Origin of the sequence: Catenulispora sp. EB89 (assembly GCF_041261445.1) — a bacterium.
GTDB lineage: Bacteria > Actinomycetota > Actinomycetes > Streptomycetales > Catenulisporaceae > Catenulispora.
On record NZ_JBGCCU010000049.1, the window covers coordinates 17262 to 37591 of the forward strand.

At 71.1% G+C, this 20330-nt stretch carries 18 protein-coding genes; 12 read left to right on the forward strand and 6 right to left on the reverse strand.

The features are described 5' to 3' along the window. Nucleotide 1 precedes the first annotated feature (1 nt). The 3 genes from ABH920_RS49075 (at nt 2) to ABH920_RS49085 (ending at nt 2717) form a co-directional block, all read left to right on the forward strand. Nucleotides 2-910, forward strand: coding sequence for a dihydrodipicolinate synthase family protein (locus tag ABH920_RS49075; RefSeq protein ID WP_370356618.1), 909 nt, complete (start codon nt 2-4; stop codon nt 908-910). After that, nucleotides 910-1911, forward strand: a complete 1002-nt coding sequence (locus ABH920_RS49080) for a proline racemase family protein (protein ID WP_370356620.1) — start codon at nt 910-912, stop codon at nt 1909-1911. Before ABH920_RS49075 ends, ABH920_RS49080 begins: the two co-directional genes overlap by 1 nt. Nucleotides 1912-1985: 74 nt before the next feature. Continuing rightward, nucleotides 1986-2717: a GntR family transcriptional regulator gene (locus tag ABH920_RS49085; protein WP_370356622.1), complete on the forward strand. Its 732-nt coding sequence runs from the start codon at nt 1986-1988 to the stop codon at nt 2715-2717. A 1108-nt stretch (nt 2718-3825) separates the two neighbouring features. Here ABH920_RS49085 and ABH920_RS49090 read toward each other — a convergent pair. Next, a complete protein-coding gene (locus ABH920_RS49090; protein WP_370356624.1) occupies nt 3826-5265 on the reverse strand; it encodes an aminopeptidase P family protein in 1440 nt (479 codons plus the stop codon). Nucleotides 5266-5675: 410 nt separating this feature from the next. Between ABH920_RS49090 and ABH920_RS49095 the strand changes: the two genes are divergently transcribed. Together ABH920_RS49095 and ABH920_RS49100 are read left to right on the forward strand one after the other, a co-directional pair. Continuing rightward, a complete protein-coding gene (locus tag ABH920_RS49095; RefSeq protein WP_370356626.1) occupies nt 5676-6245 on the forward strand; it encodes a SigE family RNA polymerase sigma factor in 570 nt (189 codons plus the stop codon). A gap of 5 nt (nt 6246-6250) precedes the next feature. Continuing rightward, nucleotides 6251-7183 carry a hypothetical protein gene (locus tag ABH920_RS49100; protein ID WP_370356628.1) on the forward strand — a complete coding sequence of 311 codons (933 nt, stop codon included), beginning with the start codon at nt 6251-6253 and terminating at the stop codon, nt 7181-7183. 118 nt (nt 7184-7301) lie between these two features. On the opposite strand, the gene aspS is transcribed toward ABH920_RS49100, so the two are convergent. Together aspS and ABH920_RS49110 are read right to left on the reverse strand one after the other, a co-directional pair. Beyond that, nucleotides 7302-8594 carry an aspartate--tRNA(Asn) ligase gene (gene aspS, locus ABH920_RS49105; protein ID WP_370356631.1) on the reverse strand — a complete coding sequence of 431 codons (1293 nt, stop codon included), beginning with the start codon at nt 8592-8594 and terminating at the stop codon, nt 7302-7304. A 278-nt stretch (nt 8595-8872) separates the two neighbouring features. After that, a complete protein-coding gene (locus tag ABH920_RS49110; protein ID WP_370356633.1) occupies nt 8873-10891 on the reverse strand; it encodes an ArnT family glycosyltransferase in 2019 nt (672 codons plus the stop codon). A 168-nt stretch (nt 10892-11059) separates the two neighbouring features. Between ABH920_RS49110 and ABH920_RS49115 the strand changes: the two genes are divergently transcribed. The 6 genes from ABH920_RS49115 (at nt 11060) to ABH920_RS49140 (ending at nt 16716) form a co-directional block, all read left to right on the forward strand. Further along, nucleotides 11060-11824: a DeoR/GlpR family DNA-binding transcription regulator gene (locus ABH920_RS49115; protein ID WP_194920091.1), complete on the forward strand. Its 765-nt coding sequence runs from the start codon at nt 11060-11062 to the stop codon at nt 11822-11824. 253 nt (nt 11825-12077) lie between these two features. Continuing rightward, nucleotides 12078-13025: an SIS domain-containing protein gene (locus tag ABH920_RS49120; protein ID WP_370356636.1), complete on the forward strand. Its 948-nt coding sequence runs from the start codon at nt 12078-12080 to the stop codon at nt 13023-13025. Nucleotide 13026: 1 nt separating this feature from the next. Then, nucleotides 13027-13968, forward strand: a complete 942-nt coding sequence (locus ABH920_RS49125) for an ROK family protein (RefSeq protein WP_370356638.1) — start codon at nt 13027-13029, stop codon at nt 13966-13968. Further along, the gene (locus tag ABH920_RS49130; protein WP_370356640.1) at nt 13965-15080 is read left to right on the forward strand and encodes a 1-phosphofructokinase family hexose kinase; all 1116 of its coding nucleotides are present in this window, start codon (nt 13965-13967) and stop codon (nt 15078-15080) included. Before ABH920_RS49125 ends, ABH920_RS49130 begins: the two co-directional genes overlap by 4 nt. Before the next feature lie 118 nt (nt 15081-15198). Next, a complete protein-coding gene (locus ABH920_RS49135) occupies nt 15199-16077 on the forward strand; it encodes a ketose-bisphosphate aldolase (protein WP_370356642.1) in 879 nt (292 codons plus the stop codon). Nucleotides 16078-16161: 84 nt separating this feature from the next. After that, entirely contained in the window at nt 16162-16716 is a 555-nt protein-coding gene (locus ABH920_RS49140; RefSeq protein ID WP_370356644.1) for a hypothetical protein, read from the forward strand. A 49-nt stretch (nt 16717-16765) separates the two neighbouring features. Here the strand turns inward: ABH920_RS49140 and ABH920_RS49145 are convergent, their stop codons facing one another. After that, complete coding sequence (locus ABH920_RS49145) at nt 16766-17287, reverse strand: MarR family winged helix-turn-helix transcriptional regulator (protein ID WP_370356646.1); 522 nt, start codon at nt 17285-17287, stop codon at nt 16766-16768. Nucleotides 17288-17325: 38 nt separating this feature from the next. On the opposite strand from ABH920_RS49145, the gene ABH920_RS49150 reads away from it, so the two are divergent. Further along, a complete protein-coding gene (locus ABH920_RS49150; RefSeq protein WP_370356648.1) occupies nt 17326-18828 on the forward strand; it encodes an MFS transporter in 1503 nt (500 codons plus the stop codon). Between the two features lie 58 nt (nt 18829-18886). Here the strand turns inward: ABH920_RS49150 and ABH920_RS49155 are convergent, their stop codons facing one another. After that, complete coding sequence (locus tag ABH920_RS49155; protein ID WP_370356650.1) at nt 18887-19483, reverse strand: DUF4253 domain-containing protein; 597 nt, start codon at nt 19481-19483, stop codon at nt 18887-18889. A gap of 18 nt (nt 19484-19501) precedes the next feature. Continuing rightward, complete coding sequence (locus ABH920_RS49160) at nt 19502-20224, reverse strand: DUF4253 domain-containing protein (RefSeq protein ID WP_370356652.1); 723 nt, start codon at nt 20222-20224, stop codon at nt 19502-19504. Nucleotides 20225-20330: the final 106 nt, after the last annotated feature.

A 20330-nucleotide genomic window follows, 5' to 3' on the forward strand; every position in this document is an offset into this window, starting at 1 on the left:
CATGTCCCGCATGCCCTGGCACGGAGTCGTCGTCGCCACCGCTCTGCCCTTCCGCGACGACCTGTCCGTGGACCTCGACGCCTACGCCGAGAACCTGCGCGGCCTCATCGACGCCGGGTGTGACGGCGTGTGCCCCAACGGCTCGCTCGGCGAGTACCAGACGCTGACCGACGACGAGCGCGCCGCCGTCGTCCGCACCGCGGTCGAGACGGTCGGCGGCGACCGGGTCCTGGCCGGCGTCGCCGCCTACGGGTCGATGGAGTCACGGCGCTGGGCCGAGCAGGCCGCCGAGGCAGGGGCCGGCGCGGTAATGCTGCTGCCGCCCAACGCCTACCGCGCCGACGAGCGCTCGGTCATCGCGCACTACAAGGCCGTCGCCGAGGTCGGCATCCCGATCGTGGCCTACAACAACCCCTTCGACACCAAGGTCGACCTCGTCCCCGAACTCCTCCAGCAGCTCTACGAGTCCGGCTACATCCGCGCCATCAAGGAGTTCTCCGGCGACACCCGCCGCGCCTACCGCATCAAGGAGCTGGCACCGGACCTCGACCTGCTCATCGGCGCCGACGACGTCCTGCTCGAGCTCGCCCTGGCCGGCGCCGCCGGCTGGGTGTCGGGCTACCCGAACGCGATCCCGCACGCCTGCGTCGACCTCTACCGCGCCGCGATCACCGGCGACCTGCAGACGGCCCTGCCCCTCTACCGCGAACTCCACCCGCTCCTGCGCTGGGACTCGCGCACCGAGTTCGTCCAGGCGATCAAGCTCTCGATGGACCTGGCCGGCCGGCACGGCGGCAGCTGCCGCCCGCCCCGCGTCCCGCTGCTGCCGGAGCAGTTCGACACCATCAAGGCCGACACCCTCCGGGCCCTGCCGCTGGAGGACCAGGCCCGCGAGCGGAAGCAGGCCTGATGCGCACCAAGCACGTCTACCACGCGGTCGACTCCCACACCGAGGGCATGCCGACCCGCGTCATCACCGGCGGCGTCGGCGTCGTACCCGGCGAGACCATGATGGCCAAGCGCCTGTACTTCATGGAGCACCTGGACCACCTCCGCACGCTCCTGATGTACGAGCCCCGGGGCCACGCCGCCATGTCCGGCGCGATCCTGCAGCCCCCGACACGCCCGGACGCCGACTACGGCGTGCTCTACATCGAGGTCTCCGGCCTGCTCCCGATGTGCGGCCACGGCACCATCGGCGTGGCCACCGTCCTGGTCGAGACCGGCATGGTGCCGGTGGTCGAGCCGGTGACCACGGTCCGCCTGGACACCCCGGCCGGCCTGATCCTCGCCGACGTGCACGTCGAGGACGGCGCCGCCAAGTCCGTCACCATCCGCAACGTCCCCAGCTTCGCCGAACGCCTGGACGCCCAGGTCGACGTCCCCGGCTTCGGCACCATCGGCTACGACCTGGCCTACGGCGGCAACTTCTACGCCATCGTCGACCTGGACGCCTACAAACTCCCGTTCGACCACGCCGCCAAGAACGAGATCATCGCCGCCGGCCTGGCCACGATGGACGCCATCAACGCCGCCGACGAACCCGTCCATCCCCTGGACGAGAGCATCCGGGCCGTGCACCACGTCTACTTCCGAGCCCCCGGCTCCACGGCCCAGCACTCACGCCACGCCATGGCCATCTACCCGGGCTGGTTCGACCGCTCCCCATGCGGCACCGGCACCTCGGCCCGCATGGCGCAGCTGCACGCCCGCGACGAGCTGGCCCTGAACACCGACTTCGTCAACGAGTCCTTCATCGGCACCCGCTTCATCGGCCGCCTGGTCGAGCAGACCGAGGTCGCCGGCCGACCGGCGGTGATCCCCACGGTCACCGGCCGGGCCTGGGTGACCGGAACCGCGCAGTATTTCCTGGACCCGACCGATCCGTTCCCCGCAGGGTTCCTGATCTGAGATCCCATCTGAAGGTCTGTATTCATCGACGAAGATCTGTGTTATCGCATCAATCAGCGGATAGGGTTCCGACCATGCCAGACAGGACTACCAGCAGCGCCGCGGTCTTCGCCGGCACGGCCCCCGGGCCCGACCCGGACCGCGGCCCGGCGCTGAACCTGCCCCGCGTGCTGGGCCACAACTCCCTGCGCGAACAGGTCTCGCACGCCCTGCGCGCGGCCCTGATCGCCGGCGAGCTGCGGCCCGGGGTCGTCTACTCGGCACCGGTGCTGGCCGCCGGCTTCGGAGTGTCGGCGACGCCGGTCCGCGAGGCCATGCTCGACCTGGCGAAGGAGGGCCTGGTCGAGGTCGTCCGCAACAAGGGCTTCCGGGTGACCGAGCTGTCCGAGGCGGACCTCGACCAGTTCACCGAGATCAGGGCACTGATCGAAGTGCCGGTGGTGACCGGCCTGGCCCGCAGCGCACCGCTGGCCGACCTGCAGGGGCTGCGGCCGGCGGCCGAGGCCATCGTCACCGCGGCCAAGGCCCGCGACCTGATCGGCTACGTCGAGGCCGACCAGGCCTTCCACCTGGCGCTGCTCGGCCTGTCGGGCAACCCGCACCTGGTCGAAGTCGTGAGCGATCTGCGGAACCGGTCGCGGTTGTACGGGCTGCCGTCGCTGGCCGACGCCGGCGTCCTCGCCGCCTCGGCCGAGGAACATGTGGCGCTCGTGGACGCGCTGATCGCGCGCGATGCTGATTTGGTCGAGGATCTGATGACGACGCACCTGACGCATGTGCGTTCTATTTGGGCGGGGCGGGAGTAGCGGCGGCTTGGTGCGGCCGCCGGGGTGCGACGACGGCGAGGCGGTCGCGTGCTCGGTGGCTTCTTCGGCGTCAAGAGCGGCTTCCCTTCGCGGTGCTTTGATCGGTGCTGGCGGCTGCTGGGCTTCGGGTTCGGTTGGCGGGCGTGTCGGGTGGTTGTGGGAGGGCATGTTTTTTGGCCGGACCCTGGCGTTTGGGGGTGGCGCCGGGGTCCGGTTGTTGGGTTGTGGTGCGGTGCCCGCCCCTTTCGGGGCCTGCTCGCTGCGGGGCGATCCCCCACTGTGCCTCCGACTTGGCCGAAGTCGAAGGCTGTTTATCGCCTCGCTTCGAGCAGTCGATGACGCGAGGTCATCGAGGGCGTGGCGGTCGGCCACGACCGGGCGCGGCGAGCTCTGTCCGCGCACGGCCGGTGACGACCGTCGATCCGTGGGCCGCCGGTGTTGCAATGTGGCGTTGGGTGGCGGCCTTAGGACTGTCTCAATAGTGCGCGAAGACCTCATATCGGACATCGGGTGATTTGCGTAGATCATGCTGCGCATATCAGCCGAGGCCGAACGGGTGACCTGCGGCGATGGGCCAGGGTCCTGATCCTGTGGGAAGGGTGCAGGGCCTGAGGCCGGGCTGAGGGAAGCTGGGACCTGGCCCAGCCCACCGACTGCCATGAAGCCCAGGCCCCGCGTCCCGCCCCGAAGCTCGGGCCTCCGCGCCTCGCCCCGACGTGCCAGGTGCCGCGTTGGCCGCCCCGGCCCTGAGCCTCGCGTTCCGGCCCAGCGACGCCAGAATCCGCGCCGGCCTCGAAGGTCGGCCTCCGCGCACCGCCCTACGAGCGCGCCAGGTCCGGCGGCAGCCTCGAAGCCCGCGCCCCAGGTCCCGCCTCAGCGCCGCCAGGGTGCCATGTCGGCCGCTCAAGGCGCCGCGCAGGCCGCCCCGTGCCGAGCGTAGGCTGCCCAAGGCGCCACGTCGGCTGGCCCCATGCCTAGCGCCGGCCGCGCGGCGCTCGCCGCGCCGGAGCCCGCCGCGCCAGGCGGTGCCGCGCCAGGCGGTGCCGCGCCAGGCGGTGCCGCGCCAGGAGGTGCCGCGCCAGGCGGCGCCGCCCCAAACCCCAGAACCTCAGCTCGCGTGCTCCGCCATCCACGCCTCGACGTCGTCGGGCTCGCGGGGCAGGGCCTGCGACATCAGGAGGGCGCCGTCGTTGGTGATGAGCAGGTCGTCCTCGATGCGGATGCCGATGCCGCGCAGTTCTTGCGGGAGGGTCAGGTCGTCGGGCTGGAGGTACAGGCCGGGTTCGACGGTCAGGACGTTGCCGGCGGACAGGGTGCTGTCCACGTACTCCTCGGCGCGGGCTTTGGCGCAGTCGTGGACGTCGAGGCCGAGCATGTGGCCGCTGCCGCACAGGGTGTAGCGGCGGTAGAGGCCTACCTCGGGGTCCATTGCCTCTTCGAGTGACGCCTTCAGGATGCCCATGTCGATCAGGCCTGCGGCGATGGTGCGCATGCCGGCCCAGTGGAAGTCGCGGAACTTTGCTCCGGCGCGGAGGGTGGCGATGCCGGCGTTCTGTGCTGAGAGGACCAGGTTGTACAGGTCGCGTTGGAGGGGGGTGAATGTGCCGGAGATCGGTAGGGTGCGGGTGATGTCGGCGGTGTAGAGGCTGTCGACCTCGACGCCGGCGTCGAGCAGGAGTAGTTCGCCGGTGTTCAGGGTGCCGGTGTTCGCTGTCCAGTGCAGGACGCAGGCGTGGGCGCCGCCGCCGACGATGGTGTTGTAGCCCACGTCGTTGCCTTCGATGCGGGCGCGGTTGTTGAAGGCTCCTTCGACCCAGCGTTCGCCGCGTGGTTTGCCGATGGTGGTGGGCAGGATTCGTGCGACGTCCTGGAAGCCCAGGGTGGTGGCGTCGACGGCGGCCTGCAGTTGCTCGACCTCCCATGCGTCCTTTACCAGGCGGAGCTCGGAGAGGTAGGCGGTGAACTCGGCGTCGGGTTCGGGGCGTGCGGTGACCAGGGTGTCCACGCGCGGGTCGACGCCGCGGAGTACGCGGGTGGGGACCGAGGCGCCGGAGAGCTTGTCGGCGAGGCGGTTCAGGTTCTCCGTCGCGATGCCGTAGAGCTCGGTGCTCTCGCTGAGCGAGGGGCGGCGGCCTTCCCACATCTCGCCGAGGCGGCGGTCGCGGAACGCCTCGCCGTTGTCGCGGGAGGAGCGGTCGTGGGCGAACAGGATCGCGTCGTGGCCTGAGCCGTTCGGCTCGAAGACGAGGACGCCTTCCAGGAGCTGGCTGCCGGTCAGGTGCACGAAGGCGGTGTGTGCGCGGTAGTGCCAGAAGGTGTCGTTGCTGCGCAGCTTCTCCGTGCCGGCCGGCACGATCAGGCGCTCGCCGGGGAAGCGGGCCGAGACGGCCTCGCGGCGGCGGCCGGTCCACGCCGAGGCCGGCACCGGGCTCAGGTCCGGCAGCGGCGAGGGCGCCCACTGCGTGGCCATGAACGCCGCGAGGGCGTCGGTGACCGGCAGGTCGTGGCTGCCGGTGGCGAACTTCGACAGGTTCGGGTCGCTGGACACTGCGGCGGCTCCTGGAGTGCGAAGGGTCGGGATGGTGCGGAGGGTCGGGGCGCGCGGTGCGGGACAGCGCGTCTGCGGGTTCCGCAGTGTGCAATGTTACATTCCACGGCGCGGTCCGGTAACCCCCGCGGGGGTGGGGTGAACGCTACTTGGGGCGGGGGCTTGGTGGTGCGCGGGTGTGGATCGGGGTGGTCGCGGCGGGCTCGCGATGGTCCGGGACGGGGCAGAGTTCGCGGCGGTGAGTCGAGACAGGCGTCGTGGGCCGGAGGGGAGTTGAGCCGGCCGGAGCGGGCTGCGGCGAGACGGGGAAGATCGGGTGGATCAGGCGCGCGGGGTAGGGCGCGCAGGGCCGCGTGAGAATCGGCCGCGCATCCGCAGAACCCCGTCACCTCCAGAATCGTCTGGTGGGTGTGAATGACGACGACAGCAGCGCCACAGGGCTGGGGCCCACTGCGCGGGATCCGGAGGGCGTCGATGCTGACTTCACCGCGTTCGTCGCGGCGCAGGGGGCGCGCCTGTTGCGGTTGGCGGAGCTGATCTGCGGGGATCCGCATCGGGCCGCCGATCTGACGCAGACCGCGTTGGAGCGCGCCTATCTGCGGTGGCACCGTATCCGCTCCGACGATCCGTTGGCCTATGTGCGCCGGATCATCGTCAACTCCTATCGCGACTGGTGGCGGCTGCGCCGGGGTCGTGAGTGGAGCACGGATGCGGTGCCCGAGCGGGCGCAGGCGTGGGATGTCGCGGACCGTCAGGCGCAGCAGGACCTGATGCAGGCCGCGCTGCGGAAGCTGTCGCGGCGTGAGCGGCAGGTCGTGGTGCTGCGCTACTACGCGGACCTGAGTGAGGCGGCTATCGCGGCGGAGTTGCGGATCGCGCCGGGGACCGTCAAGAGCAGCCTGTCGCGGGCCCTGGGGCGGCTGCGGGCACTGCCGGAGTTTGCCGAGCGCGGCGAACGGGTCGAACTGGAAAGGGGATGAAGTACATGGATGAGAATCAGGATGTCGGGGGCTCGGGTTTCGAGGAGCGGATCAGGGAGTTGTTCGCGGACGGGACCGCGGACGGGGTGGTCTCTGCGGGCGGGGTGATCGACGGGGCGCGGCGCCGGCGGGTGCGGCATCGGGCGACGGCGGCCGGGTCGTCGTTGGCGGTGCTGGGGGTCGCGGTGGGGGCGATCGCGTTCGCCGGGGGGAACGTCGGGGAGAACGCGGGCGCGGCGTCCGGAGGCGCATGGATCGCGAAGCACAGCACTCCCGTGCCGACCGGGGCCCTGGCGCCCAAGACCTGTTCGGCCTCGGTGACCGGTACGGTGCCCGGCACGACGACCACCACGCTGGACAGTCTGCTCTTCAACACCGTGTCGGGGACGACCGCAGGAATCCCGTGGGCCGTCCAGATCCATGTCTTCCCCGACAAGAAGTCGCACATCGACTGGGAGGACGACAAACTCCCGCCGGGCTCCATCCCGCAGGCCGCTAAGGACGCCGAGCACCCGGGGGCCATGGCGCAGTTCCGGACGCCGGGAGTGCAGGGCTACAGCGAAGTCGGCGGGCCCGACGGCACTTCGGGGGACTCGCAGTACTTCACCATCCAGGAGGGCAGGGGCATCGGCACCAGTACAGCGGCCAAGACTTCGCAAGGCTCGGCCCCGGGCCAGAACCCGCGGGTCTACACCGCCTATGTAACGTCAGGATGGATGGGGCCGGACGTCGACCACCTGTGCGCGCAGTACGCCGACCACGCGGAGTTCGAGCCGGTGTATCGGATCCAGGGAGGCGACTTCTACGTGTTCGGATACTCGGCGGCCGATCGTCCGCAGAAGGTGATCGGCTATAGCGCTTCCGGAACGGTAGTGGGGACGGCGACGGCCGTTAAGGGCGGTCAGTACTTCCTCCTGTCGCTGCCCGGAACGAAGTAGAAGACCGAAGCAGAAGACCGCGCGGGCCACTCGCCGCCATGCGACGACGACGAGGGCCCGCGCGTAAACGTGAGTTGCGCGCAAAGCATGCAGAGCGCGCAAAGCACCTAGAGAGCGCTCACGGCGTGAGCCTGTGCAGGTCCCGAGGGAACAGCGCCGTCCGCCGCAGGTTGTCCGCCTCCGTCAGCCGCATCGTCCAGCGCTCCAAGCCCAGGGCGAACCCGCCGTGCGGCGGCATCCCGTGCTTGAAGTTCGCCAGATACCCCTCGTACGCCTCCGTCGTCTCCCCGCGCGCGGCGAGCGCCGCCACGTAGTCCTCATAGCGGTGCAGCCGCTGTCCGCCGGTGATCAGCTCCAGCCCCCGGAAGATCAGGTCGAAGCTGTTCGAGTACTGCGGCCGGTCCGGCTGCGCGTGCGTGTAGAAGGGCCGCTTGACCATCGGGTATCCGGTGACGAACAGGAACTCGCTCCCGAACTCCCGCAGTGCCCACGCGCTCAGCTCGCGCTCGTTGGCCGGCGACAGGTCCGGCTCGTCCTCGCCGAGCATTTCCATCGCGTCCGCGAAGTGGATCTCGGGGATCTGCTCCGGCACCACCGGTAGTTTCACCCCGAGCAGGTCCACCGCGGCCGCCGCGCGCTCGCCGACGGCGGCGACCATGCCGGCCAGCGCCTGGCGCACCACCGCCATCACGTCGCGGTGGTCGGTGATGAAGCCGAGTTCGGCGTCCAGGCTCGTGTACTGGGCCAGGTGCCGGGCGGTGTCGGAGGGCTCGGCACGGAAGACCGGGCCGGTCTCGTAGACCCGTTCGAAGACGCCGACCATCGCCTGCTTGAAGAACTGCGGCGACTGCGCCAGGTACGCCTTGCGGCCGAACCAGTCCAGGGCGAAGACGTTCGCGCCGGACTCGGTGGCCGAGCCGACGATCTTCGGGGTGTGGATCTCGGTGAAGCCCTCGGCGTCCAGGGCGCTGCGGAAGCCCGCGACGGAGGCGGCCGTGATCTGGAACGGGGCGTTCAGGAGCGGGTGGCGCAGGGTCACCGGCGCGCCGTCCAGGATGGTCGGCAGCGAGGCGGTCACGCTCGGCCGGTAGATCTCCAGCGGCGGCGTCTCGGCCGGGCTGGACAGCAGCTCGACCTGAGGGCCCGCGGCCGGCGCGACGACCTCCACGCCGCCGGGCGCCTGCTCGTTCGCGGTCACGACCCCGACGAAGGAGAGCACGGTCTCCTCGGGGATGTCGCGCAGCTGCTCGGCGAGGGCGCCCGGCAGGACGGTCTGCGTCAGGCCGCTGCGGTCGCGCAGGATCAGGAACGTGACGTTCTTCAACTCGCGGCGGCGATGCAGCCAGCCGGACACCCGGACGGTTTCACCTACGTGCGCCGACATCTCGGACGCCAATACGCGGTGGATCATTGTTAGCCCTCCCAAGGGCCTCGAAGTGATCCCTTGGGGGTGCGGGCGATAAGGGAATCGCGGTACCACCGCACCTTCGCCGCGGCTTGCGGCCGCGACCTCGTGGCGGCCCGGTGACGGGGGCCATCCGGCGGGGCATTGCCTCCCCGCACTCGGGAGGGTCTTCGCCTCGGGACGCGGGGCCGTCTTCCCAGCTGCCGACGGCTCTCTGGACCCGCGCGGATCCGAGGCTACTCGTCTCCTTCAACGTGTTGGAGGGATCTTAACTCCGGCGGGGATCACGAACAATCGAATACTCCGCTGGGGGCGGCGGCCTTAGCGCTTGCAGAGGAGGCGGAGGCGGTGTCGGCATGAGCAGTAGAGGTAGAGGTAGCGCTAAAGGTAGAAGCGCTACGGGGCACAGAGACGGAAACCAGGCCCGGCACTCCGTGACAATGCCCGGTCACCCACGCGTCGCGATCCTTAGCCGCGGCACTGCGTCCGCCCATACGCATCCCCGTCACTACGACGTACCGCACCTGCCCAGCGCGCACGAGCGCCGCCAGCCCCTGCGCGGTCGGCGCCGGAGCGTCGCTCGTGAAGCCGCCCATGGGGAGGACCGGGATGTTGTCCGCGAGGTAGGTGGCGGCGGCCATCGAGCCGTCTACTGCGGCGGCGTAGTGACGACCGTCGCGGTTGTGCTTCAGGAAGCGCAGCACCTGCGGATCGGGTCCTCGGCCGAAGTCGCGCAGGCCGCGCTCGATCTCGTCGTTGACGGCCGCGCTGGTCTTCCGGCCCCCGAACATCCCCTGCGGCGGTCCGGCGGAGGCGGCGACGCTGCCCATCGTGTCGCCCCGGCGGGTGAGTACAGAGGACGCCCATACGGCCGGTGCGGCCAGTGCCGCAGTAGCGACAGCGAGAGCGGACACCGCGCCGAGGGCGCGGTTGCGGGAGAGGCGGGCCCAGGGGGTCAACGCGATCGCCAGGACGGCGGCGGCCAGGACGAACCAGCGCAGCCACGGCTGGTAGTGCGGAGTCTCACGGCTCGCGAGGAACGCCCAGCCGCCGGTCACCGTGACCAGCGCCGGCAGCTGCCACGTGCGACCGCGGGCGGCGGCGACGAAGGCGGCGCCGGCGAGTGCGGCGACCGGAGGGGCGAGGGTCGAGGTGTAGTAGGAGTGGATGCCGGTGGCCGCGCAGAAGGCCAGTCCGTAGATGCCCAGCCAGCCGCCCCAGAACAGGTAGCCGGCGAGGGTCTTCTGGCGCGCGCGGTCCGCTGTCGTCACGGTCGCCGCAGTGGTCTGCTGGCTTGCTGAGTCCGTAGCGAGAGACTCAAGCGCAATGCGCGCAGCCCGCCGCCCTCGCCAAGCCATCCAGAGCCCCGCACCCAGCCCCGCCACCGCCGCCGGCACCAGCCAGCTGATCTGCCCCGCCGACGCCGCCCCGAAGATCCGCCCGAGCCCGGCCGGGCCGCCGGCTCCCGACAGCACCGCGCCCCCGGCCAGCGGGTCGGTGCCGGCGCCCTGGCCCCCGATGCGGCCGAAGCCGTTGTACTGGAACACCATCTCCCACACCGAGTTGTGGACCGATCCGTCGATGTAGGGGCGCTGCGAGGCCGGCGTCAGCGTCACGAACACCATCCACGCCAGCGACACCGCCGCGACCAGCGTCCCGTACACGGCCGCCCGGCCCAGGCGCCACCAGCGCGTGCCGGCGCCGAGTAGGAAACACGTTCCGGCGAAGACCGGCACGACCAGCAGCGCCTGCCCCATCTTCACGTTGAACGCCACGCCCAGCCACACCGCCGAGGCCGCCAGCCACCAGGTGGCGCGCCGTCCGCCGTCGGCCCAGCGCCACAGCGCGTGCGCGGCGACGACCATGAAGAACACCATCAGCGCGTCGGGGATGTTCGTGCGCGACAGTGCCACGGTCACCGGGGTCAGGGTGTAGCCGACGGCGGCGGCGTACCCGGCGCCCCGGCCGGCCCAGCGGCGCACCGTGACGAACAGCAGCGGCACGCACGCCGTGGCCGCCAGCACCTGCGGCAGCAGCACCGCCCAGGGGTGGAACCCGAACATCCGCACCGACAGGGCCTGCACCCAGAACGCGCCGGGCAGCTTGTCGGTGGTGATGAAGCCCGCCGGGTCGAAGGCCCCGTAGACGAAGTCGTGCCAGTCCGCGCCCATCGAGCGGACGGCCGCCGTGTAGTAGGGGTGCGTCCGGCCGTGCTGGAAGCCCCATCCGAACATCACCGCGGCCAGCGCTGTGAGGGCAGCGACCAGGGCCCGGTCCGAGGACCGTCGAGAAATCCACGCCATGTCCGGACAACGAGCATGATCAGGACGGGTCACTATGAAGTTACGAAACTGTCATTGAACGCAGAATAACGGTGCAGTTGGGGCGCCCGAGAAAGACGATGATCATTCATGCTCGGAATCTGCGCGAACGAACATCGCAGTGAGCGGATCGCGCGCTACTGTGTCCCCATGCGCCAAGAAGACCGCCTCGGAGCCATCCTCGCCCTGCTGGCCGACCACGGTTCCGTGGGTGTGGTGGAAACCGCCGAGCGCCTGGGCACTTCCCAGGCCACCATCCGCCGCGACCTGCAGGCCCTGGAGGAACAGGGCCTGGTCAAGCGCACGCACGGCGGCGCCGTCCCGGCCGGCGTGCTGTACGAGCTGCCCATGCGCTACCGCGGCGCGCGCCAGCAGGAGGAGAAGAGCCGGATCGCCGAGCTCGCGGCCGGTCTGATCGACGAGAGTGCGGCGACTGTGGGCCTGTGCGGGGGCACGACCACCAGCGAGGTGGCGCGGTTCCTGGGGATGCGCGGCGGGCTGAAGATCGTCACCAACGCCCTCAACATCGCCGCCGAGCTGGCGCTGCGTCCGGCCATAGACCTGGTGGTCACCGGTGGCACCGTGCGCACCGAGTCCTACGAGCTGATCGGCCCGGTCGCCGAGCGCGCGCTGGAGGGCTTCAACCTGGACGCCTCGTTCCTGGGTGTCGGCGGGGTCAGCGCGGCGGCCGGCGTCACCACGCACCACGAGGTCGAGGCGCAGACGAACCGCGCCATGATCCTGCAGTCGGCGCGCGTGATCGTGGTCGCCGACGGGACCAAGGTCGGGCGCCGGGCCTTCGCGCGCATCGCCGAGGCCGCGCTCGTCTCGGATCTGGTCACCGACCCCAGCGCCGACCCCGCCGAGCTGGACGCGCTGCGGGAGCTCGGGGTTCGGATCCATCTCGCGGACTGAGCGCCGGTTGAGCGGGCTGACCGGGCTGAGCGGGCTGAGCGGCCCGGGCGGACTGAGCGCGCTGAGCGGATCGGTCGGGCAGGCCGCCCGAACCGGCGCCCGCGCGTGCTGACCCCTGCGCCGAGTTATGAGCCAGGTCGCGACACGTGGCGGCTGACCACCCGGTATTTCTTCCTGCTTGATTCTGCTCGACTCGTCTGGCTATCGTTCAGATATAAGCACGGGAGTCGATCGCAGCCTGGGGAGAGAAGCCATGTCCGGATCCGAACACGTCGACGCCGAGATAGCGAGCCAGCCGGACACCTGGCGCCGGGCCGCCGCCCTCGCCGTCGGCCCGACCGCCGAGGCGCTGCCGAAGAAGGGCGAGCGCGTCGCGGTCGTCGGCTGCGGCACCTCGCTGTACATGGCGCAGGCCTACGCGGTCCTGCGCGAGCAGGCCGGCCTCGGCGACACCGACGCCTTCGCCGCCTCAGAGTTCCCCTTCGGCCGGGCCTACGACCGCGTGGTCGCGCTCAGCCGCTCCGGCACCACGACCGAGGTGCTGGAACTGCTCCAGCGGCTCAAGGGCGCCATCGCCACCGTCGCGGTCATCGCCGACCCCGACACCCCGGCCCCGGCGCTGGCCGACCGGACCATCGTGCTGGACTTCGCCGATGAGAAGTCGGTCGTGCAGACCCGGTTCGCGACCACCGCGCTGACCCTGTTCCGCGCGCACGTCGCCGCACAGTCCGGCACCGCCTTCGACCTGGAAAAGATCGTCGCCGACGCCCGGCACTGCGTCAGCGAGCCGCTGCCGGAGGGGATCCTGGACAAGACCCAGTTCGCCTTCCTGGGCCGGGGCTGGACCGTCGGGCTGGCCAACGAGGCCGGGCTGAAGATGACCGAGGCCTCGCTCACCTGGACCCAGTCCTACCCGGCGATGGAGTACCGGCACGGGCCGATCAGCATCGCCTCCCCGGGGACGGTGACCTGGATGCTCGGCGAGGCCCCGCGCGGGCTGGCCGAGCAGGTGGAGGCCACCGGCGGGCAGTGGCTGGACGGTACCGCGGACGGTACCGCGGACGGTACCTCCGCCGGCCGCGACCCGCTGGCCGAGCTGATCCGGGTGCAGCGCCTGGCCGTGGCGCTCGGCGCGCGCAAGGGCCTGGAGGTCGACAACCCGCGCAACCTGACCCGCTCCGTCGTCCTGTCCGAGGTCTGAGATGTCCGATCCCGAGCAGCGGTACGCGCTGGCCCTTGACGTCGGCGGCACCGGCATCAAAGCCGGCCTGGTCACCGCCGACGGCACGCTGACGCGCGGCTGGCGGCGCGCCACCCGCATCGAGCGCGGCCCGCAGGCCGTCATCGACACGATCGCGGACTTCGCCGCCGAGCTGGTCCAGGAGACCGCCGCCGACGGCACGCCGGTCGTCGCCGCGGGCTTCGCGCTGCCCGGGATCATCGACGAGCAGAACGGGGTCGGGGTGTTCTCGGCCACCGTCGGCTGGCGCGGCGTGCCGTTCCGCGAACTGCTCGGCAAGCGCCTGGCCGTGCCGGTCGCCATCGGCCACGACGTGCGCGCCGGGGGAGTGGCCGAGGCCCGCATCGGCGCCGGCCGCGGCTCCGCGCGCTTCGTCTTCCTGCCGCTGGGCACCAGCATCGGCGGCGCGATCATGATCGACGGCGTGCCGAATCTCGGCAGCCGCGGCATGGGCGGCGAGTTCGGGCACATCGTAGTCCGCCCCGGCGGCCTGCCCTGCGGCTGCGGCCTGCACGGGTGCCTGGCGCAGTACTCCTCGGCCGGCGCGGTCGCGGCGCGCTACGCGCAGGCCGCCGGCACGCCGAACGCCGGCGCCCTGGATGTCGCCGCGCGCCTGGCCACCGGCGACCCGATCGCCCGCCGCGTCTGGGACGAGGCGGTCGACGTCCTGGCCGACGCGCTGCTCACGACGGCGGCGCTGCTCGACCCGGACCGCGTGGTCATCGGCGGCGGCCTGGCCGAGGCCGGCGAGGTGCTGATGGCGCCGCTGGCCGAGGCGCTGGCGGCCAAGGCGACGTACCACGCGCTGCCGGAGCTGGTCACCGCCGAACTCGGCGACCTGGCCGGGTGCCGGGGGGCGGGGCTGCTGGCGTGGGACCTGGTGCCTCAGGACCTGGCGACGTGATAGTCACGCTCACGCTCAACCCGGCTCTGGACATCACGTATACGGTCCCTGCTTTGCTGCCGGGGACCACGCACCGGCCGCGGGTGCACGCTCAGGCCGGCGGCAAGGGAGTGAACGTCGCCCGGACCCTGCACGCCCTGGGCCGCGACACGGTCGCGGTCCTGCCGCTCGGCGGCTTCGACGGCGAAGCGGTGCGCGCGGAGCTGGCGGCGTCGGGGGTCCCGCACCACGTCATACCCATCGCCGGGGCGACTCGGCGGACGGTGACGGTCGTCGAGGAATCCGGGCTCGCGACCGGATTCAACGAGGCCGGGCCCGAGATCGGCGCCGACGAGTGGGCCGAGATATGCGCGGCGGTGGCTGTGCTCCTGGAAACCGCAGTGCTCGACGACGCGGCGGTGCTGGTGTTGTCGGGCAAGCTGCCGCGCGGGCTGGCCGACGACGCTTATGCCTCGTTGGTGGAACTGGCCGACGGCTTCGGGGTCCCGACGATCCTGGACACCGAAGGCGCGCCGTTGTTGGCCGCCCTGTCGGCGGGGCCAGCGATCGTGAAGCCGAACGCGCATGAGTTGCTGGATGCCACAGGCTTGGCTGATCCCGGTTCCGCTGCGGGGGAGTTGCTGAAGCGCGGGGCCCGGGCGGTGGTTGCCTCCAGCGGACCTGACGGCCTCACGGCTCTGACCGCCGACGGCACCTGGATCGCGAGGCCACCGCGGATTGAGGGCGGCAACCCCACTGGTGCGGGCGATGCCTCGGTCGCGGCGCTGGCCGTGGGGCTGGCAGACGGGCGCGCTTGGCCGGAGGTGCTGGCCGATGCGGTCGCGTTGTCGGCGGCGACTGTGCTCACGGACCGGGCCGGGATGTTCGATGCCGAGGCTTATCGCCGGTTCCGCTCCGAGATCACCGCTCAACATGAAGCCCGCAGTACGAGTACTAGTACGAGCGCGAGCACGAGCTCAAGCGCGAGCACGAGCCCAAGCGCGAGCTCAAGCACGAGCACGAGCACGAGCACGAGCCCAAGCGCGAGCTCAAGCACGAGCACGAGCACGAGCCCAAGCGCGAGCACGAGCACAAGCACAAGCACAAGCACAAGCACAAGCACAAGGCCTTAGCCCGAGGCCGAGCTGAAGCCCGAGGGCCTAACCCGAAGCCGAGCCGAACCCCGAGGCCGAGCCGAAGCCCGAGCCCCTAACCCAAAGCCGAGCCCGAGCCCGAAGACCAAGGACCGCCATGCCCCTGAAGCCCACCGGCGACCTCATCACCGCCGCCCGCGCCGAGCGCCGCGCCCTGGCCGCCTTCAACGTCATCACCCTGGAGCACGCCGAGGCCATTGTCGCCGCCGCCGAGACCGCGCAGTCGCCGGTGATCCTGCAGATCTCCGAGAACGCCGTGAAGTTCCACCACGGCCGCCTCGCGCCGATCGCGCGTGCCTCCGCCGCCGTCGCCGAGGCCGCCGGCGTCGATGTCGCGCTGCACCTGGACCACGTCGAGGACCCCGCGCTGCTGCGCCAGGCCGCCGACCACGGCTTCGGCTCGGCCATGTTCGACGGCTCGCACCTGCAATACGCCGAGAACGTGCAGGCCACTCGCGAAGCCGCCGACTGGGCCCACTCCCACGGCCTTTGGCTGGAGGCCGAGCTCGGCAAGGTCGGCGGCAAGGACGGGGAGCCGCCGCTGTCCGCGCACGCCCCCGGCGCACGTACCGACCCGGACGAGGCGCGCGAGTTTGTCGCCGCGACCGGCGTGGACGCCCTGGCCGTGGCCGTCGGCAGCTCGCACGCCATGACCGACCGCAGCGCCGTGCTCGACCACGAACTCATAGCCCGGCTGCGTGACGCGGTCGGCGTGCCGTTGGTGCTGCACGGGTCTTCCGGCGTGCCGGACGAGGAGCTGGCGCGCGCCGTGGCCGGGGGAGTGGTCAAGGTGAACATCGGCACCGCGCTGAACATCGCCTTCACCGGCGCCGTGCGCGCGTGGCTGGAGCAGGCGCCGGCCAACGCCGTCGACCCGCGCAAGTACTTGGCTCCCGCGCGTGAGGACATGGCCAAGACGGCGGCGCATTTCATCAGTGTCTTGTCCCCGGATGCGCGGTCGCCAGAGGGCGACTAGCAGCGGCACTGGCGCCTCGGGGGTCGGCTGGGCCAGCATAAGCGCCACAGTCGTACGCGGCCCGAATACGAAGAACGGCGGATGATGGCGAACCCTGAGATATCCAGCACGCAGGAACCGGGCCTCGCGGCGGTTCCGGCCCAGGGAGGTCCCGCCGGTCCCGCCGATGCGGTCGAGGCGTCCGGGACAGCTGCGGTGAGTCAGGGGGAGGCTCCCATTGAGGGTGATGAGGCCGGCCAGGCCCCCGAGCCCCGCCGCCGCCCCGCACCGTCGTCGTACTACGAGCCCGAACCCGAGCGCATGCCGCTCCTGGCGCGCGTCCTGCTCGCCGACCTGGCCGTCGCGGTCGTGGCCCTGATCGTGCTGTTCGTGATCGAGGTCCAGCGGTTCGGCGACGCCACCTTGCACCTGCGCCGCGAGGCCTGGACCGAGGATCTGGTCGTGCTGTTCGGTGTGTCGGTCGTGTTCGGCGCGGTCACGTACTTGTTGTTCCGTGCCGGCCATCTGCGGGTGGCGATCGTGCAGACGGTCGTGACGGCCCTGATCCTGGTCGCCGCCGTCACCTCGGCCGTGACCGGAAATCCCAAGCCGACGTCCGCCGACATCCCGGCCACCAGCACGTCGGGCAACCCGGGCTGAGGTCTGAAATCTGAAGCACTGAAATCTGAAGCACTGAGGCGGCGGAATCTCACTCCGCCGCCGGCACCACCCGGCGCAGCAGGTCCCGCAGCGTCCTGCGCTCGCTGCCGCTCAGTCCGGCCAGCGGCTCCGCGGCGAACGTCAGCCCGCCCCACACCGCGTCGAACGACGCGCGCCCGAGTTCGGTCGCTGTGATTCTCTTCACCCGCCGGTCCTCCGGATCCGGCTCCCGCGTCACCAGCCCGCGCGCCTCCATCCGGTCCACCAGCCCCGTGATGTTCGACGGCTCACACTTCAGGTGCTCGGCCAGGAACCGCATCGGCTTCGGCCCCGACATCAGGTTGGCCAGCACGAACGCCTGCATCCGGGTCAGGTCGTGGCGCGCGGCGGCCTCGTCGTAGTTGTCGTAGAAGGCCTGCGAGGCGGCCCAGAAGAGCTCCAGCACCTCCGCGGTCACGGGGTCGCGGCGGTTGTCCAGGACGGCGTGGGGTTCGGTGCTGCTCACGGGGCAACGGTATGCGGGCGCCGTCCCGTGCTCAACATCCGGGCCGGTCGTGGTTAAATACTTCATGACGTTAACTGTAAACCAGTAAAACTATGGAGCGCATCATGTCCGACCAGGCGCGGCGATCGCGGGGAGTACTGCCCGCGCTCGTGTTGTCCGTTCTGGCTTTCTCCCTCGTCCAGACCTCCGTGGTCCCGATCCTGCCGACGCTGCAGAAGGACCTGAACGTGGCGGGCAGCGGCATCACCTGGCTGATGACCGCCAACCTGCTCTCGGCCGCGGTGCTCACGCCGCTGCTGGCGCGCATCGGCGACCTGCGCGGCCGCAAGCCGATGCTGGTGGTGGCGATCGCCGGCGTGCTGGTCGGCGGCGTCCTCGGCGGGATCGGCGGCTCCTTCGGGATGCTGCTGATAGCCCGCATCGTCGCCGGCACCGGCGGCGCGATCCTGCCGCTGGCGGTCGCCGTCGTCCGTGACGAGCTGCCGCGCGAGAAGGTCACCGGCGGCGTGGCGATGGTCTCCGCGGCCCTCGGCGTCGGCTCGGGCCTGGGCCTGGTCGCGACCGGCCTGGTCGTGGAGCACTTCAGCTACCAGGCCGTGTTCTGGATGGGCGCCATCCTGGCCGCCATCGCTTTCGCGCTGGTGCTGGTCAAGGTCCCGCACGACCCGATCAAGGCCGAGGGCAAGGCCGACCCGCTGGGCGCGCTGCTGCTGGCCGGCTGGCTCTCGGCGCTGCTGATCGCGGTCAGCCAGGGCAACGACTGGGGCTGGGGCTCCACCCGGACCATGGGCCTGTTCGTGACCGCCGCGGTGGTGCTGGTGGTGTGGGTCGTGGTCGAGCGCCGCGTGGCCTCCCCGCTGGTGGACATCTCGATGCTGGCCAAGCCCGCGATCGCGGTCACCAACACCGCCGGCGTCCTGGTCGGCTTCGCGATGTACGGCTCGTTCCTGCTGATGAGCGACTTCACGCAGACCCCGAAGGCCGTCGGCTACGGCTTCGGCGCCACCGTCCTGGCCTCCGGCTGGATGCTGTTCCCCTCCGCGGTCGGCTCCTTCGCCGCCGCCCCGGTCGGCGCGGCGCTGATCAAGCGCAGCGGCCCGCGCCTGCCCCTGGTGCTCGGCGGTGCCTTCGCCGCGGTGGGCCTGGGCCTGCTGGTCTTCGCGCACAGCTCCAGCTGGCACGTGGTGGTCGCCTCCGGCGTGATGGGCGTCGGCGTGGGCATGGCGTACGCGGCCATGCCGGCCTACATCAACGCCTCGGTCCCGGTGCAGCAGTCCGGTATCGCCAACGGCATGAACGCGGTGCTGCGCACCGTCGGCGGCGCGGTCGGCACGGCCGTGATCGGCGCGGTGCTGACCGGCAACATGAAGCAGGTCGCCCCCGGTGTGAAGCTGCCGACCGTCGACGCCTACACCCACGCGTTCCTGATCGCCTCCGCGCTGGCGCTGGTCGCCGCGGTGGTGCCGTTCCTGGTGAAGACGCCTCGGATGTCGGCTATGGCGACGCCCGACACGATCGACGCCGAGGCCGACGCCGAGGCCGAGGCCGACGGTATCGGCGGGGCCGACGGCGTGGAGCCGAAGGCTATGGCTGGTGTGAACGCCTGAGGTTCGTCGAAGGGCCGGCGTCGGAGAAATCCGGCGCCGGCCCTTCGATTCGTTCAGGTCACTCCCACTGGAAACCCCATAAGGTCCCGGTACCGGGGAACTCGAGGCCGGCGCAGTAGCCGATCTGCTCCCGCGCCACCGCCGCGACCTGTTCGGGCTCCGTCGGCGGACGCGGCACGTGCAGCTCGATCCGGTCGCGGGTCAGCGTCAGCAGCTCGGCGCCGAAGCGGCGGCGCCAGTCCGCCAGCACCGCGGTGTGTTCGACCCCTGACGTTCCCAGCGCCCCGTCCCAGTCGAGCAGGCCGGGCACCTCGATCCCGCCGTACTCGGCCGGGACCAGGCCGACGGTCGTCGTGTGCGCCGCCGACGACACCTGGTCGGTGTGCGGCTCGTCGCCGAAAGTGGGGACGTCCCCACTTGCGAAGATCTCAGCCGCGCCGCGATGACGCTCCCGCCGCTCCGAGAGCAGCGGCAGCTTGTCCAGGACCGTCGGTTCGTCCGGATCCACCAGGAACGGCCACAACCCGGTCGTGGCGTGTGCGCCGCGCAGGACGCGCCACGCCTCCAGCGCCGTCCCAGCCTCCACGGTCACGGCCCGAACCTCGGTGCCGTCCGCGAGCGTGCCCTTCACCACCGCCGTGCCCATCAGGTCCATGATGGGCACCCTAGAGCCTCAGTCCCACCAGAAGTACCAGTCGTGGCTGTGAACTTGCTTCTGGGCCAGCGCGGCCAGGGTCTCGACTCCCTGATCGACGACGTCGACGCAGTAGTGGTACTGCGCCAGCGTCACCGCCTCGATCTCCGCGCGCTCGGTGGGCGGGTTCGCGACGAGCAGCTCCAGCACGTCGAAGGTGGCCACCGCGAGCTCGGCGCCGTAGCGCTCGTACCAGTACTTGAGCACGTTGCTGTGTTCGGCGCCGGTGATGCCGTGGTTGGCCGCCCCGTCCCACCGGAGCAGGCGCGGGATGTCCCAGCCGCCGGCCGCGGTGCGTACCAGGCCGATGTTGGTGGTCTGCGACTCGGACAACTTCCCGGGTGCGGGCGGCCCTGACAGGTCTGCTTCGCCCGACATCAGATTGGCCAGGTACTCGACGTCTTCCTCGTCGTCCTCGTCGAGTTCGGGAACGATGCTGAACAGCGTTTCGGCGCTGCGGGGCTCCTCGTCGTCCTCGCCGTCCTCGAGGTGGTCCCAGACCACCGGCTGGTGGTACGGCTTGTCCTCGTCGGCGTCGACGAGGAAGGGCCACAGGCCGGTCTCGGCGTGGGCGTCGCGCAGACGTTGCCACACAGCCGGCGCGGTTCCCTGCTTCACGACGAGCAACAGCACGTCCTGGCCGTCGACAGCGGTGGCCTTGATCGTCGCCGACTCCAGCAGCGTCTTCAGATCCTCGTCCATGGACGAGGACCCTAGATGAGTGATGTGGGTTGGTGGCGTGGGGCTGGCGTGTAGCCGGTTCGGCTGACGACGGCAGGGAGCGTGTCCAGCATCGGTGTTGACGAGG